The sequence below is a fragment of the uncultured Aquimarina sp. genome, assembly GCF_947500065.1.
GTDB lineage: Bacteria > Bacteroidota > Bacteroidia > Flavobacteriales > Flavobacteriaceae > Aquimarina.
The window spans coordinates 30,769-47,199 of the sequence record NZ_CANMQT010000018.1; the positions used below are offsets into that span (position 1 = coordinate 30,769).

At 33.1% G+C, this 16,431-nt stretch carries 17 protein-coding genes and 1 other RNA gene; 11 read left to right on the forward strand and 7 right to left on the reverse strand.

Features of this window, described 5'->3' with window-relative positions:
- Positions 1-34 precede the first annotated feature (34 nt).
- The 4 genes from Q0975_RS26830 to Q0975_RS26845 all read left to right on the forward strand — a co-directional run bounded on the left by Q0975_RS26830 (position 35) and on the right by Q0975_RS26845 (position 4,148).
- Positions 35-2,590 (forward strand): ATP-dependent Clp protease ATP-binding subunit, encoded by a 2,556-nt coding sequence (locus tag Q0975_RS26830; RefSeq protein WP_299443528.1) that lies wholly within the window; start codon positions 35-37, stop codon positions 2,588-2,590.
- Between the two features lie 190 nt (positions 2,591-2,780).
- Positions 2,781-3,167: a hypothetical protein gene (locus tag Q0975_RS26835; protein ID WP_299443531.1), complete on the forward strand. Its 387-nt coding sequence runs from the start codon at positions 2,781-2,783 to the stop codon at positions 3,165-3,167.
- Positions 3,168-3,277: 110 nt separating this feature from the next.
- Positions 3,278-3,484, forward strand: coding sequence for a hypothetical protein (locus Q0975_RS26840; RefSeq protein WP_299443534.1), 207 nt, complete (start codon positions 3,278-3,280; stop codon positions 3,482-3,484).
- 247 nt (positions 3,485-3,731) lie between these two features.
- Positions 3,732-4,148 (forward strand): hypothetical protein, encoded by a 417-nt coding sequence (locus tag Q0975_RS26845; RefSeq protein WP_299443537.1) that lies wholly within the window; start codon positions 3,732-3,734, stop codon positions 4,146-4,148.
- 31 nt (positions 4,149-4,179) lie between these two features.
- On the opposite strand, the gene rny is transcribed toward Q0975_RS26845, so the two are convergent.
- The 4 genes from rny to Q0975_RS26865 form a co-directional block, all read right to left on the reverse strand.
- Positions 4,180-5,745 carry a ribonuclease Y gene (gene rny / locus Q0975_RS26850; protein WP_299443540.1) on the reverse strand — a complete coding sequence of 522 codons (1,566 nt, stop codon included), beginning with the start codon at positions 5,743-5,745 and terminating at the stop codon, positions 4,180-4,182.
- Between the two features lie 55 nt (positions 5,746-5,800).
- Positions 5,801-5,922: non-coding RNA, 6S RNA (gene ssrS, locus Q0975_RS26855), on the reverse strand.
- Between the two features lie 55 nt (positions 5,923-5,977).
- Positions 5,978-6,268, reverse strand: a complete 291-nt coding sequence (locus Q0975_RS26860; protein ID WP_299443543.1) for a cell division protein ZapA — start codon at positions 6,266-6,268, stop codon at positions 5,978-5,980.
- 8 nt (positions 6,269-6,276) lie between these two features.
- Entirely contained in the window at positions 6,277-6,597 is a 321-nt protein-coding gene (locus Q0975_RS26865) for a hypothetical protein (protein WP_366889684.1), read from the reverse strand.
- A gap of 150 nt (positions 6,598-6,747) precedes the next feature.
- Between Q0975_RS26865 and Q0975_RS26870 the strand changes: the two genes are divergently transcribed.
- The 3 genes from Q0975_RS26870 to Q0975_RS26880 are packed head-to-tail and all read left to right on the forward strand — an operon-like array spanning position 6,748 to position 11,710.
- Positions 6,748-8,436: a M23 family metallopeptidase gene (locus Q0975_RS26870; protein ID WP_299443546.1), complete on the forward strand. Its 1,689-nt coding sequence runs from the start codon at positions 6,748-6,750 to the stop codon at positions 8,434-8,436.
- A gap of 13 nt (positions 8,437-8,449) precedes the next feature.
- Complete coding sequence (locus Q0975_RS26875) at positions 8,450-10,912, forward strand: TonB-dependent receptor (protein ID WP_299443549.1); 2,463 nt, start codon at positions 8,450-8,452, stop codon at positions 10,910-10,912.
- A 48-nt stretch (positions 10,913-10,960) separates the two neighbouring features.
- Entirely contained in the window at positions 10,961-11,710 is a 750-nt protein-coding gene (locus Q0975_RS26880; protein WP_299443552.1) for a GLPGLI family protein, read from the forward strand.
- Between the two features lie 34 nt (positions 11,711-11,744).
- Here the strand turns inward: Q0975_RS26880 and Q0975_RS26885 are convergent, their stop codons facing one another.
- Entirely contained in the window at positions 11,745-12,893 is a 1,149-nt protein-coding gene (locus tag Q0975_RS26885) for a cysteine desulfurase family protein (protein ID WP_299443555.1), read from the reverse strand.
- A gap of 309 nt (positions 12,894-13,202) precedes the next feature.
- Here Q0975_RS26885 and Q0975_RS26890 point away from each other — a divergent pair, with 309 nt between their 5' ends.
- The gene (locus tag Q0975_RS26890; protein ID WP_299443558.1) at positions 13,203-14,333 is read left to right on the forward strand and encodes a hypothetical protein; all 1,131 of its coding nucleotides are present in this window, start codon (positions 13,203-13,205) and stop codon (positions 14,331-14,333) included.
- 1 nt (position 14,334) lies between these two features.
- Entirely contained in the window at positions 14,335-14,889 is a 555-nt protein-coding gene (locus tag Q0975_RS26895; protein ID WP_299443561.1) for a hypothetical protein, read from the forward strand.
- 4 nt (positions 14,890-14,893) lie between these two features.
- Here Q0975_RS26895 and Q0975_RS26900 read toward each other — a convergent pair whose 3' ends face one another.
- The gene (locus Q0975_RS26900) at positions 14,894-15,445 is read right to left on the reverse strand and encodes a DNA mismatch repair protein MutS (protein ID WP_299443564.1); all 552 of its coding nucleotides are present in this window, start codon (positions 15,443-15,445) and stop codon (positions 14,894-14,896) included.
- Between the two features lie 6 nt (positions 15,446-15,451).
- Positions 15,452-15,658 (reverse strand): hypothetical protein, encoded by a 207-nt coding sequence (locus tag Q0975_RS26905; protein WP_299443567.1) that lies wholly within the window; start codon positions 15,656-15,658, stop codon positions 15,452-15,454.
- A gap of 121 nt (positions 15,659-15,779) precedes the next feature.
- Here Q0975_RS26905 and Q0975_RS26910 point away from each other — a divergent pair, with 121 nt between their 5' ends.
- Together Q0975_RS26910 and Q0975_RS26915 are read left to right on the forward strand one after the other, a co-directional pair.
- Positions 15,780-16,052 (forward strand): DUF2752 domain-containing protein, encoded by a 273-nt coding sequence (locus tag Q0975_RS26910; RefSeq protein WP_366889696.1) that lies wholly within the window; start codon positions 15,780-15,782, stop codon positions 16,050-16,052.
- A gap of 11 nt (positions 16,053-16,063) precedes the next feature.
- Entirely contained in the window at positions 16,064-16,381 is a 318-nt protein-coding gene (locus Q0975_RS26915; RefSeq protein WP_299443570.1) for a CCC motif membrane protein, read from the forward strand.
- The last annotated feature ends 50 nt before the right edge of the window (positions 16,382-16,431 follow it).

The following is a 16,431-nucleotide window of genomic DNA, read 5'->3' on the forward strand; positions in this document are numbered from 1 at the left end:
AAGAAAAAAACAGAAAAAGAAAGAAACTAATTATATGGATGATAATTTTTCACCAAGAGTCAAAGATGTAATTGCATACAGTAAAGAAGAAGCTCTTAGATTAGGGCATGATTTTATCGGAACAGAACATCTTATGTTAGGACTATTACGTGATGGAAGTGGGAAAGCAATTAGTATACTTGATGCGTTGGATATTGATTTAACAAATTTGAGAAGAAAAGTTGAAATTCTTAGCCCTGCAAACCCTAATGTGGCAGTAGCTACTAATGAAAAAAAGAATTTACACCTAACAAGACAAGCAGAAAGAGCTCTAAAAACTACTTTTTTAGAAGCAAAGTTATTCCAAAGCTCTTCCATTAATACTGCACATCTATTATTGTGTATTTTAAGAAACGAAAACGATCCGACTACCAAGCTTTTAAATAAGCTTAAGGTAGATTATGATAATGTTAAAGATCAATTTAAATTTATGATTGCTAACGAAGAAGAATATATAGAAAGCCCAAAGGCAGAGTCATTTTCTGAAGATGATGACATGACTGGAGATTCGTCAAAAGAAAATCCTTTTAACTCACCAACAGGTGGAACTAAAGCCAGCAAAAAATCAAAAACTCCGGTATTAGATAATTTCGGCAGAGATTTAACGGCCATGGCAGAAGAAGGGAAACTGGACCCTGTAGTAGGACGAACCAAGGAAATAGAACGTGTTTCTCAAATTTTGAGTAGACGAAAGAAAAACAATCCTCTGCTTATAGGAGAACCTGGAGTTGGGAAATCGGCTATTGCTGAAGGTTTAGCGCTGCGGATTATTAAAAGAAAGGTATCTCGAATTCTGTTTGACAAACGTGTAGTCACACTGGATTTAGCTAGTTTGGTTGCAGGTACAAAATACAGAGGTCAGTTCGAAGAACGCATGAAGGCTGTAATGAATGAATTAGAAAAGAATGATGATATTATTCTTTTTATAGATGAGATTCATACAATTGTTGGAGCTGGTGGTGCTACCGGAAGTCTGGACGCATCTAACATGTTTAAACCAGCCTTAGCAAGAGGTGAAATTCAATGTATTGGAGCAACCACCTTAGATGAATATAGACAATATATCGAAAAAGATGGTGCACTAGAAAGGCGTTTCCAAAAAGTAATAGTAGAACCTACTAACATCGAAGAAACCATAGAGATCCTTGAAAATATTAAGGAAAAATATGAAGAACACCATAACGTAAGCTATACAGACGAAGCTATTAAAGCTTGTGTAAAACTTACGAATAGATATATGACAGATCGCTTCTTACCAGACAAAGCTATTGATGCTTTGGATGAAGCCGGATCTAGAGTTCATATCACAAATATTGATGTTCCTAAAAAAATTCTAGACTTAGAGAAAAAGCTAGAAGAAGTTCGTGAGCTTAAAAACAGCGTAGTAAAAAAGCAGAAATATGAAGAAGCTGCTAAATTAAGAGATGACGAAAAAAATCTTGAAAAAGAACTAGCCCAAGCTCAAGAGCAATGGGAGAAAGATTCTAAACTACACAAAGAAATTGTTGATGAAGAAAGTGTAGCTGATGTCGTATCTATGATGACAGGTATTCCTGTTAATCGTATTGCGCAGACAGAAAGCAATAAACTTGCAGAATTACCAAATCTTATTAAAGGTAAGGTGATTGGACAAGATGAGGCAGTTACAAAGGTAGTAAAGGCAATACAACGTAATCGTGCAGGTCTTAAAGACCCTAATAAACCGATTGGATCTTTTATATTTCTTGGACAAACTGGTGTAGGTAAAACCCAGTTAGCTAAAGTTCTTGCCAGAGAACTTTTTGATAGCGAGGATACTCTTATTCGTATTGACATGAGTGAATACATGGAGAAATTTGCGGTATCGAGACTTATTGGAGCGCCTCCTGGATATGTAGGATATGAAGAAGGTGGGCAACTTACCGAAAAAGTAAGAAGAAAACCATACGCAGTAATTCTATTGGATGAAATCGAAAAAGCACATCCGGATGTATTTAACATGATGCTACAAGTATTAGATGACGGATATCTTACAGATAGTCTTGGTCGTAAAATTGATTTCAGAAATGCTATCATCATAATGACATCGAATATTGGAGCACGTAAGCTTAAAGATTTTGGACAAGGTGTTGGTTTTGGAACAAGTGCAAAAAAGACTCAGTCCGATAGCTATGCAAAAGGTGTTATTGAAAATGCTCTGAAAAAAGCATTTGCACCAGAGTTCCTAAACAGAGTAGACGATGTAATCGTGTTTAATGCTCTAGAGCGTGAGGACATCCACAAGATTATTGACATTGAATTAGATAAATTATACGGAAGAATCAGAGGCCTAGGATATGATTTGTCATTAAGTGAAAAAGCAAAAGACTATATCACAGAAAAAGGGTTCGATAGACAATACGGAGCTAGACCTCTTAAAAGGGCAATTCAGAAATATATTGAAGACGCACTAGCAGAGGAAATCATTAATTCTCAGTTACAAGAAGGTGACAGCATCTATATGGATTTGGATAATGATTCAAATGAATTAACTATAAAGATTAAGAAAGCCGAAGAATCAACGGAGTCTTAAAAACAAATAATTATTGCACTTAAAAGCTCCCTTTTCAAAAAGGGAGCTTTTTTTTTAATATCCAATCTCTAAATAAAATAAAAATTCAAAAAACGTTTGTGTCAAAGGGAAAAAATCCCAAAAAAATTCAAAACATTTACTTTTTATGTTGCTGAATATATATATTTGTACAACCTAAAAATTACCCCTAATGATCACGTCTTACCTATTAGATTTTGGCTTTCTGGAAATCTATGATGACTATATAAAAGTCACCATAAACGAAGGAGTAACCGTTTCTCCTGAACACAATGATGTTTTATTGGAAATGGTAGAGAAACATTATAAAAACAAAGCTTTTGTATATCTAACACACCGTATTAATTCTTATGCTGTGAATCCTACTATATATTTAGAAACAGCAAAAATTCAGAACTTAGTTGGGTTTGCAGTTGTATCGAATGACCCTAGACAAAAAAATCAAACCAAGTTAGAAAGCGCTTTTTTTAGCAAAGAACTAAGACAGTTTGACAACATAGAGTCCGCTTTGTTATGGAAAGATGAATTACTAAAAAAACACCATAAATCAATCTTCTAAATTTTCCCCTTAACTTCATTCCTTAATAAATAGTAATTTTTATAAGTAATAGTTTTATTGTAACTTATTGCAAAATTAACCATACTTAGATAATAGTTTTGTAAATACAAATGACAAAATACTATGATTTAGGTTTCGCTGAAGTAGAAATCCTAGAGGATTATTTCAAAAGCACAATTAAAGAAGGCTTTGTGCAAATACCAAGTCGCAACAAACTATTATTGGAGCTTGCAGCAAAACACTTCAATAATAAACCATTTGTGTATACTTCTAATAACATTATTACATATTCTATAAACCCCAAAATATACCATTAAGTTACAAAACTCTGCAATCTCGCAGATATTGAAGTGGCGTCAAAATGCTAATAAAAAAGAAAGCTAACCGAATTAGAAAACAAATAAATTGAAATATTTTACAACTATTAAAGAAGCACTAGAATAGAAAGACAAAACACTGAAAAATTGTATTGAACTTTAACAAAAAGTATTTTTTCGTTTTACATATAAAAAAGTATCTTCCGTTCTTGTTATTTTTTTTAAAAATACTATCTAAAAACCCCCAATGATTAGATTATACAACTTAGAATTTTGTAAATTAGAAATACATCATGATCACATGATTGCTATTATGCATGAAGGCATTGTTGTTTCTATAGAGAATAACTCAATTCTAATTAAAATTGCAGAAGAACATTTCAAAAACAAACCTTTTGTATACATTACACATCGAATCCATTCATACTCGGTTGATCCGATTGTATACATAAAGACAGCGAGCATCTCCAATCTTGTGGGGTTTGCAGTGGTATCTAAGAACCCTATACAAAAAACACTTACTAAATACGAAAAATCTTTCTTCAAAAAAGATTTTAAAAGATTTGATGATATGGAATCTGCTTTAGTCTGGAAAGATGAAATGATAAAAAAGCACCCCCATAAAGGGGTTTATTCACATAAACAAAAAAAGAGAATCACTTGATTCTCTTTTTTTGTTTATGTGAATACTATTATTATTTAGCGATATTAACCGCTCTTGTTTCTCTAATAACTGTAATCTTAACCTGACCAGGATACGTCATATCTGTTTGTATTTTCTGAGAAATCTCAAACGATAAGCTAGCTGCCCTTTCATCGTTCACTTTTTCACTTTCTACAATAACACGAAGTTCTCTACCAGCCTGGATAGCATACGCCTTTTTAACTCCATTAAACCCAAATGCTATATCCTCTAAATCCTTCAATCTTTGTATATAAGAATCTAGAACCTGGCGACGAGCTCCAGGTCTTGCTCCACTAATTGCATCACAAACCTGAACTATTGGCGAAATAAGCGCCGTCATTTCTATTTCATCGTGGTGAGCTCCAATCGCATTGCACACATCTGGTTTTTCTCCATATTTCTCTGCCCACTGCATTCCGAGTATGGCATGCGGCACCTCTGTTTCCGTATCTGGCACTTTACCAATATCATGTAACAATCCAGCTCTTTTAGCTAATTTAGGATTAAGACCTAATTCTGATGCCATAACCCCACAAAGTTTAGCGACTTCTCTAGAGTGCTGCAATAAATTCTGTCCGTATGAAGAGCGGTATTTCATTCTACCAACCGTTTTAATCAACTCAGGATGCAACCCATGTATACCTAAATCAATAACGGTTCTTTTACCTACTTCGATAATCTCCTCATCAATTTGCTTTCTGGTTTTCTTTACTATTTCTTCAATACGTGCAGGATGTATTCTACCATCCGTTACCAATTTATGTAAAGACAAACGTGCCACTTCTCTTCTTACTGAGTCGAAACACGAAAGAATAATCGCCTCCGGAGTATCGTCCACAATAATCTCAACTCCAGTAGCCGCTTCTATTGCTCTAATATTTCTTCCTTCACGTCCTATAATACGTCCTTTTACATCGTCACTTTCAATATTAAACACAGATACACAATTCTCTACAGCTTCTTCTGTTCCTATTCTCTGAATTGTATTTATGATAACTTTTTTAGCTTCTTGCTGAGCAGTTAGCTTAGCTTCTTCTATAGTACCTTGTATTAATGCCATCGAATCAGTCTTAGCTTGTTCTTTTAATGACTCTACAAGTTGTTCTTTTGCTTCTTCTGCAGATAATCCTGATATCACCTCTAATTGCTGAACCTGGCTTTTATGCAGCTTTGTCAGCTCACTCTGTTTCTTCTCCAGATACTCGTTACGATGATTGTAATCCTTTGTCTTTTGCTCTAATTCTGTGTTTAGCTTCTTACTTTTAGAAAGCTCATTGGAAATCTGAGATTCTTTATCTCTGGTTCTCTTTTCCGCTTCAGCCATTTTTTTATCGCGAGATAAAATCACTTTTTCATGCTCTGACTTTAATTCAATAAACTTTTCTTTAGCCTGAAGTATTTTATCTTTTTTAATAGCCTCTCCCTCACTTTTAGCCTCTCTAATAATACTTTGAGACGTTTTTTTGGCGCTTTTGATAATTTCTGAAGCTCTACTGCGCTCCAGCACTTTAGCGATAATAAAACCTATCACTAAACCCACTACTGCCGCAATAATCAAAAATATAATGTTATCCATAATCCTAGTTAGTGTTTATATATAAAAAAAGCCTGCACTAGCATGGGTTTTGTATAAACTCTGTAAAAACAGGTTTAGGGCTAACAAATTGCTCAAGGATCCATGTAACTGATATACATCAGCATGGCTTGCTTTTACAACTTAAACTCACCCTTTTTAAAATAATTCTTGTTGAGTTTATCAAAAAATAATAACTAGTGCAGGCAGTAACCTTATTTATTTTAATGAACGTTTAAGATAGATGATCTTGCAACAAGTTATTGAGGGCATTTAATCTACCCATTGCTTGTATCTCATCACTATCTTTATCTATAACCTTTTGCTCTACTTGTGCCGCAAACTGTAAAGCACACATTGCTAATACATCTTGCTTATCTCTCACTGCATAACTTTGTTCAAACTGCTTAATCATGGCTTCAATCTTCTTAGCTGCTTTCCTCAACCCCTCTTCTTGATCAGGATTAATGGTTAATGGATACACACGATCCGCAACTGATAATTTGATTTTTAATTTGTCTGCCATATTTTTAATTACTCAGAAAGTTGTGCTATACAAACATCTATCTCCTTTATTAAGGCATTTATTTTGAGCTTGGTTTCCCTTTTGTACTTGTCACTGCCTAGCATTGCATTTGCATTTTTGAGTGCACTGAATTTTTCTTCCCATTGTTTTAATTGATCAACTTGAAGGTCTGAATTAGCCTCCAAATCTTTTATTTTATTCTTGAGATCAACATTTTGTTGGTTAAGCAAGTCATACTTATGAAGCAACTTACTTATCCTATTCTCAAGAGAATCAACAATTTCAATCAAATCACTCATTATAATTTCACGCAATACTTCGTCACACAAAGTTAACATACCAATTGAAAAAACCCAATAGTTTTTAAACTAATTTTATAGCCGCAATATCTCATCAATCAAGTGATTAGTTTATAGCCTTTTAGTTTTTAATTAAACATCACTTTAATTTTAATCCCTAAATATTTACATTTACCCTCTATGCGAGTAATTACACTATTTTTAATTTTCAGTTTTACAATTGGGTATTGCCAAAAAGATATTCCCACAGATTATTTCATGAACCCCTTAGATATTCCTCTTGCAGTTTCTGGAACATATGGAGAATTGAGATCTAACCACTTTCATTCTGGTTTAGATTTAAAAACTGAAGGACAAGAAGGCTTAAAAGTATATGCATCTGCAACAGGTACTATAAGTAGAATAAAAATTTCGCATTTTGGATACGGAAAAGCAATGTATATCTCTCACCCTAATGGATATACCACCGTATATGCACATCTACAAAAATTTTCTCCGGAAATAGAGGCTTATATCAAAAAAAGACAATATGCAAAAGAATCATATGAAATAGAACTTTTTCCAAAAGGCGGTGTTTTATCAGTCACTAAAGGAGATATTATTGCCTATAGTGGAAATACTGGAGGTAGCGGTGGCCCACATTTGCATTTTGAAATAAGAGATGCAAAAGCAAGACCTATGAATCCCATGTGTTTTGGAATTGATGTTAAGGACACTAAAAAACCTACCATCAAAGGTGTTTGGCTATATAGTCTAGATGAAAACTCACATACTGATGGAAAGCAAGAACCAACTAAACTAAGGTTAATACCAATAGACAGTGGTAATTTTAAAGCAGAAGGTGTTCACGCTTTAGGAAAAATAGGTATTGGTGTTTCTACCATAGATCAACAAAATTTAGCAGCTAATAAAAATGGGATTTACAAAATCTCAACAGAGTTAAATGGCCAGCAAAACTTTTCTATGGAAATGAAACGCTTTTCATTTTCTGAAACCCGCTACATTAATAGATTAATTGATTATTCTTACTATAAAAAGAAACGCAGTAGGATTACAAAACTTTTTATTCAGAAAAACAATCCACTTACTATTTATAAAAATACGATTGACAAAGGTATTTTTACAGTAGAAGATAGCTTATCCTATACTGTGAAGGTTTTTGTCAAAGACTTTAAAGACAACACCACGATAATTAGCATACCTATCCAAGGAAAACACATGACCGAGATTTCTAAAAAAGAAATCACTAAAACTCCTTATTTAGCACAACCAACGGAAAATTTCACATTCAATTCCGGTATTTTTGATTTATACATCCCAAAAGGTAGCTTGTATGAAAAGTCATACTTAGACATTGAAGCTAGTGGTGATACTATTAAGATTCATAAAGATGAAGTTCCGTTACATAAAAACATGACGATCGTCTTTGATGTTTCTAACTACAGTGAAGCCGATAAGAAAAAACTATATATTGGAAGATTAGGGTATAATGACAAACATTATCACGTAAAAACTAATAAAAAAAACAATCGTTTTTCTACAAGAACCCGAACCTTAGGAAGCTACTCTTTATTTACAGATTTGGATAAACCTACCATAGTGCCCATAAATGTATCTGATAAAAAATGGATGTCTAAGGCTCAATTCTTGAAAATTAAAATTGACGATGCTGATTCAGGTATCAAAAGTTATCGAGCTACAATAAACGGAAAGTTTATTTTGATGGAGTATGATTACAAAACAGGAATGCTCGTTTATAATTTTGATGACAAAATAATAACAGACACAGAAAATAAATTTAAACTTATTGTGTTAGATAAAGTAGGAAATAATACTACATTTGAAACAATATTCTTTAGAAAACCATAAATAGATATACTCTTTGAAAAATCTTCACTTTCTTTTTGTTTTTTTTCTAGCCTCTATAAGTCACAACATATTAGCCCAAGATGCAGTCGTAAAAGGTATCGTCCTGGACGAATCTAATAAACCAATAGTTGGGGCTAATGTATCCTACGAAAATTCTGGAACACGTACCGATAAAAATGGTGTCTATATTCTTAACATCCCTTCAAATAAACCGATAAAAATTAAAATTAGCCATGTCGGATTAAAGGATATAACCTTTACTATTAATTTAAAAGAAAATCAGCAATATGAACTAAATCCTGTTCTAAAAACTGATGTTGAGCAAATCAGCGAGGTAATCATTACAGGGCGAGAACGAAAAGTAGTAGAAGGAATTACCACTTTAGATCCGGAAACAATTCGTATTACTCCATCTGCTAATGCAGGTGTAGAAGGTTTATTAAAAACATTACCCGGAGTAAGTTCTAACAATGAATTAAGTACGCAATATGCGGTAAGAGGAGGGAATTTTGATGAAAATCTAGTTTATGTAAATGAAATCGAAGTGTATCGACCATTCCTGATTCGTTCTGGACAACAGGAAGGTTTAAGTTTTGTGAATACCGATTTAGTAAGAAATGTGGATTTTTCTGCAGGAGGTTTTCAGGCTAAATATGGTGACAAACTATCTTCTGTATTAGACATAACGTATCGCAGACCTACACGATTTGATGTATCAGCGAATCTAAGCTTACTTGGTGGTAGTATCTCTGCAGGAGGAATAACAAAAGACAAGAAATTTGCAGGAGTAGTAGGTGTACGCTATAGAGATAATAGTTTATTAGTAGATGCTAGACAAACTGAAACAAATTTTAGACCTCGATTTGCTGATGTACAAACATATTTATCTTATAACTTTTCTAATAAATTCGAATTAGGTTTTTTAGGTAATATCGCCATTAACAAATATGACTATGAGCCTTTAACTCGCCAAACTAATTTTGGATCTATAACAGACCCTATAGCATTAACCGTTTTCTATGACGGTCAAGAAGAAGATCGTTATGACACCTATTTTGGCGCACTAAAAGGAACCTACCAGGCAAACGAGAATTTAACCCTAAAGTTAATTGGTTCTGCATATCACACTCAGGAACAAGAACACTTTGATATCTTTGCAGCTTACTTTTTAGGATCCGTAAATACAGATATAGGTGGTGAAGATTTAGGAGAAGCTGAATTTAGTGAAGGTGTTGGTTCTCAACTAACGCATGCGAGAAATAATCTTGATGCGCTAATATTTAATCTTGAACACAAGGGAACCTATATTTCAAATGAACACCAAATTGATTGGGGAATAAAATATACTGCTGAAGATATTAGAGATAGAATCCAGGAGTATGAAGTTATTGATTCTGCTGGATTTTCCATTCGTCCACCTGGTACTTTTGTGAATGACCAACCTTATAATCCTAATGCAAGCCCAATTGTTCCTTTTTCTAGTGTAAGAGCTACCAATATGGTGAATATTGATAGGTTTTCTGGATTCGCTCAATATAGCTTACGAACAAATATAAAAGAACATGAAATTTGGGCAAACATTGGAGTTAGAGCTCATAACTGGAACGTTTCTGGAGATGGGATTAGCAGCAGTTCGCAAACTGTATTTAGTCCAAGAGCACAAGTTGCTATTAAACCCGATTGGAAATCCGATATGATATTTCGTATTTCTGGAGGATGGTATCATCAGCCTCCTTTTTATAGAGAACTTAGGGATCTTCAAGGAACTGTTCAGCCAAATGTAAAAGCCCAACAATCTATCCATTTAGTTGCAGGTAATGACTATAGTTTTACTATGTGGGATCGACCTTTTAAGCTTACCACAGAATTATATTACAAAAAACTTACAGATGTTAATTCATACTCTATAGAAAATGTAAGAATTCGATATCGTGCCAATAATAATGCCGAAGCATACGCTGCAGGGTTTGACCTCAGAATCAATGGAGAGTTTGTACCCGGAACAGAAAGCTGGTTTAGTCTTGGACTTCTTAAAACCGAAGAGAATTTAGATAATAGAGGATATATAGATAGACCAACAGACCAAAGAATCAAAGCTGCCGCATTGTTTCAGGATTATGTTCCTACAATTCCTAGTTTAAAAGCATATCTTAATCTTGTATACCAAACCGGTGTACCTGGCGGATCTCCGACGAATGCAGATCCTTATAATTTCCAAACTAGATTACGTGACTATCGAAGAGCAGATTTAGGAATTTCCTATATCATTGTTGATCAAAAAATAAGACGTAAAGAAGGTAGCTTTTTTAACAAATTTAGGGAATTAAACGTAGGGCTTGAGATTTTCAATCTTTTTGATAATCTTAACTCCATAACCAATACTTTTGTTAGAGATGCAGCCTCGCAACGTCAATTCGCAATTCCAAACTTTTTAACTCAGCGAGTTTTTAATGTTCGATTAGGAATGAAGTTTTAGGATACAAGGTTATTATTAAATCAGTCTTTTAAAATTTTTATTATAAATATGAACAAAAACCTACTTTTAATCGTACTGCTGTTTACATTTCATAATTATACAATTGCCCAAACAATTGAAGTTGGTTATAAGGAATATTATTCTTTGGCTGGATATGGGTTAGATATTGTAAGAGAAGAAATTAATAACAGTACAGAAAAGATTACTCCAGATTTCATTTTGCGTTACAGAGATGGAGAGTCTATTTATATAAAAACAGAAGACTTACCTCTTTATGACACGCTAAATACTACTGCCAAGAATAACAAAAATAAAATAGAAAAAGTTTCAAAAAAATATAAAAATCACAAAACAAAAGAACTACTATCAGAATATATAAATTACATGAATCCTTTATACGGAAAGGATATCGCCATCAATGACACTTTATATAATTATGATTGGAAATTATCAGAAAAGACTGAAAACATCTTCGGGTACACCTGTAAATCAGCAAGTACTATAAATAAATCTGGAAGAGAAGTCTTAGTTTGGTACACAGATGAAGTTCCTATCAAAGCAGGACCCAGAGAATATTGGGGTTTACCAGGACTTATAGTTCAAATAGAGATAGACGACAAAGTACTTATTTTCACTACTCACGTCACTCGATTAGACCAAAACCTTCCTATCTATAGACCCAATTTAAAAAATGCGATAACTAGAGAAAACTTTTTAGTACTAAAAGAAAAAATACATCAACCTAGAACAGTAAAACTTAAAGATGGAACAGAAATTATAGTCCGAAAAGGAAATTAACTATAACATTGTACAAATTGTAATGTTATATTAATTAATCTTCAATAAACTCTTTTAAAACACCAATCACATAATCTACTTCTTCTTTGGTATTATACTTAGAGAAAGAAAATCTAACAGAAGGTTTTTGCATATCTTCTTCAGAAAGTATCTCAGTGAGCACATGAGAACCTTTGCCACTTCCACTTTGGCAAGCACTTCCTTTAGAGCAGGCTATGCCTTTGATATCTAATTGAAATAATAAAATACCCGATTTTTCTTGTGAAATCGGAAGACATACATTGATTAAAGTATACGTACTATGATTTAACTCACAACAGTTAGCATTAAACTTAACTCCATTAATATGTTCTTTTAATTGATCTACGAAATATTGTTTGAGATTAGATATATATGCTTTTTCTTCATCCATATGCTCATATGCCAAACGCAATGCTTCATCCATTCCTGCAATATTATGAACTCCTTCAGTTCCGCCGCGATATCCTCTCTCCTGCTCTCCACCATAAATTAATGGTTTTAATCCAGAATTCTTCTTAATATATGCAAAACCGATTCCTTTGGGTCCATGAAATTTATGAGCACTAACTGCTGTAAAATCTACTTGTATATCGTTCAAATTTACATCAAGATGCCCTATAGACTGAACCATATCACTATGAAAAAGAGCCTTGTGTTCACCGCACATAGCTCCCACTTTATTTATATCCAAAATAGTTCCTACCTCATTATTAACGTGCATTAAACTTACTAATGTTTTTACCGAGGTACTAGTTAACAAGGTTTCTAATTGGTTATAATCAATAGAACCATCTGCAGTAATATCTACATAACTAACAGATATATTAGTATGTGATTGTATTTCCTGTATCGTATGTAAAACAGCGTGATGTTCAATCTTAGAAGTAATTATGTGCTGTACTCCCAAATCTCTCACGGCACTATTTAATGCCAAATTATCAGCTTCAGTTCCACCAGATGTGAAAATAATCTCTGAAGCTTTTACCCCAAGATACTTTGCTATATTTTTTCGAGCCTGCTCGATATGATTTTTTGCAGATCTACCAAATCCGTGAGAAGAAGAAGGATTTCCATAATCCTCTTTTAATACAGTAGTCATTTTATCAATCACTTCTGGTCGCAATTGTGTAGTTGCCGCGCTATCGAAATAAACCTTTTGCATTAAGTGTAAAAAATTAGTTATTGATCAGTGAGAAATTATAATTAATTCAAAAATGAACTATGCTTTTTGTCATATCTCCATTTTACATTCACAAATCTAATTCAAATAAAATTATTTTCCTCACCACACGTTATAATCTTTCAATTCCTTTATTTTTGTCGAAACGTACAAAAAAATCATATTAGGATGAACATGTATCAATTTCATTCGTCCTTATTAATAAGGAACTCTTTTAAACGTTATGAAAATAACTATTTACAGTTTCTTATGGAAGAACTATGATTTTTATTAATTTTCAAAATACAGACAGTGAAAAAGCTTTTATATATTTTTATTTTTTTGGTGGTAGCTTCTTGTGATGATGGTGATATTATCGTTACTAGTTTTGAATTTGAAGATGTTGATCTTCAATTATGTGAAGGAGCAAATACTAATGAGTTTGTTTTCTTTAAAATAAATACATCCGTAAATGAAGCCATTTCTTATAACTTTATTGATGCCAGATATTCTTCTACAACTCCTACAGAAAGTGATATAATTATTGACCTAGAAGATTCTGATAATAGCTTAATCTATAGACAATTTAACAATTCTATTACTGCCGATTACTACTGTAGTAATATTCCTGATGCCAATATCACAGTAACAGATGAACTTTTAAGCGTAAGTGGTCAGGCTACTATCATAAATCAAATAGTTAGTGAGGATGATAATGACGGACTAGAATCTACTGAAGAATCTCCAAACGCAATTGACCCAGAGGCAGACCCTGATGGTGATGGAGTTCCAAATTATCTGGATGATGATATGGCTAACCCTGCTATTGGAAATACAGATGCAGTTGGAGATGATCCAGGAATCGAAGATGGATACAATCATGATGATGATTTTATCCCAAGTTTTAAAGATCAGGATGATGATAACGACAATGTTTTAACTAGCGTAGAGTTACCAAATGATGATCCAAATGATGATAGTTTTTTAGACACCGATGAAGATGGTACTCCTAATTATATTGATCCTGATGATGATGGAGATAATATTGCTACTTTAGATGAAGATGTTGATGGAAATGGAAGTCCTAGAGATGATGATTCTGATAATGATGGTATCCCAAATTATCTGGATGACGATGACGATGGAGATGGAATTCTAACCAAAGAAGAAGACACCAATAACAATAATAACCCCTTAGATGATGACGAGGATGGTGATGGCATCCCTAATTACCTAGACACTGACGAGGCAGATGATGCCGCTAACATAAATATGGAAAACCCTTCTATATTAGACAACACTGTAATTACTGTTTTTAGAACGACATTAACAATTGATAATCTTGTTCTAAACGAAGAGAATGATCAATTTGATAGTAATCAATTTTCTTTTGGCTTTAGAGATGAAACTATTTCTATAACTACTGAAAAAAATGAAGATTAATATGATAAAAATACATAAACTCGGTTTTTTATTCCTCATTCTATCCATAATGAGTTGTAGTGAAGGTGATGTTATAGAGATTGATGTAGATAATTTTAATGGAGATCTCCAAAACTGTGCTAACGAAAACGATAATACTTTTGTCTTTTTTGTAATTGATCAAGACATTAATAGATCATTATCTGTTAATTTCACTGATAACAATTTTGAAATTAACCCAGTGGTGGTTGCCGATATCTCTCTGGACGAACCTACAGTAATCACCTTAAACACTTCCAATAATCAGTTTCTTTATAGAGAATTCAATACTGTAATTAATGGAGATGAATATTTTTGTAACAGTATTCCTGTCAGTAATGTCAGTGTTACCCAAGAATTAGTTAGTTCTAATGGGACTGCAGAAATCAGCTATGCTGTAACTGATGACTCTGATCCAACAGCGACTATTTACTCTAGAACTATTATCCTAAAAGACATCACCTTAGAAGGAAATGGTATTGCGCTAAGAAAAGAGTCACTACGACTAGGTTCGGATAATATTACGATCCCTAATTAAAGAATCAGTTTTTAGGGTTTTGGATAATATAAATTTCCATAGCTCCAAGACCATATTTTTTATAATCTGCATCAGAGACACGAACATTATCGTATCTACCAAACAGGTAACGTAGTTCTTCCTTAAGAACACCTTGCCCTACTCCATGAATAAACACTACACTAGGAATCCGTTTATTAATCGCAAAATCTAATTGTCTTTTTGCTGTATCCAATTGGAAAGTAACTATTTCATGGTTTGACATTCCTTTCGTGGATTTTATTAATTTATGGATATGAAGATCCACTTCCATCGGAGGTATACTCCTCTCTTTAGGCTTTGGCGTCGGTCTTTTAGGTTTCTTTTTAAAAACTTCTTTTTCCTGAAGATTTTGTTCCACTTCTTCATAGGATGGAACAATTAAACTATCAGATTCTTCTTTAACCAATTCATGAGCTAAAAATGTTATATCAAATCCATCATTAGATTCTATAGTGACCTCATTTCCTTTAATAGAAATAACATTACCCGTAATTGGTTCGTCTAACACAGAAACTATATCTCCTATTTTAATCATATTCCTCTATTCTTCTTCCTGATAATTTTCATGAGTATCTTCATTACTTTCTGTAAATCTAGATGACAACGAAGTATTTACCAAAAATAATCCGGTCATCAAAAGAACTATCCCACCACTCTGCATATAATAATTCTTTGTAGCGGATCCTATTTCGGAAATTAATAAAATAGCTCCTGTAGCAATCAAAAGAAAACTAATTATTTTTTTCAACTTTGTTTTATTCATTATGCAAAAGTATCAAATTATAGATTTTTTCTACACATTAATTTTTGGAATAAGCAATTTCCGTATATTGTGGGGCGTAATTAAAAAAAAACGTTTGGAAAAGTACATGTTTCCCTGTCTAAATAAAAAGCTATTTGGTGTAGATTGTTTAGGATGTGGTTTACAAAGATCAATTGCACTCCTACTTAAAGGAGAATTTGTAGCAGCTTTCCAAATGTATCCAGCAATATATCCTTTGCTTACCCTTCTTTTTTTCTTGGGGTTTAATTTTTTTATTAAATTTAAATATGATTCACTTATCAAAGTGAGTTTAACAATCATAACTGTGCTTACAATAGTTGTAAGCTATCTAATCAAAATGAAATTCATTTTTAACTAATCAACTATTTTATGGAAAAACAAACGTTACCTAACTCCACCCTAATTTTAGTATTTGGTATTTTATCTATTCTAGGATGTTGCTGTTATGGAGTACTAGGTCTTATCTTCGGTATAGTGGCCTTGGTTCTTGCCAAAAAGGCTGCAGCATTATACACAGAAAGCCCTGAACTATATGACGGGTATAATAATGTGAAAACCGGAAAAATACTAGCATTAATTGGTGTAATTCTTAGTGCCATTTATCTGATATTTGTTGTAATCATGTTCGCAACTATAGGCTATGATGGTTATATGGAAATGATTCAGGAACAAATGGGTCAATACTAAATTCAATAAAAATTTAACTTTTACATACTACCTTTTTCCTAAAAGGTAGT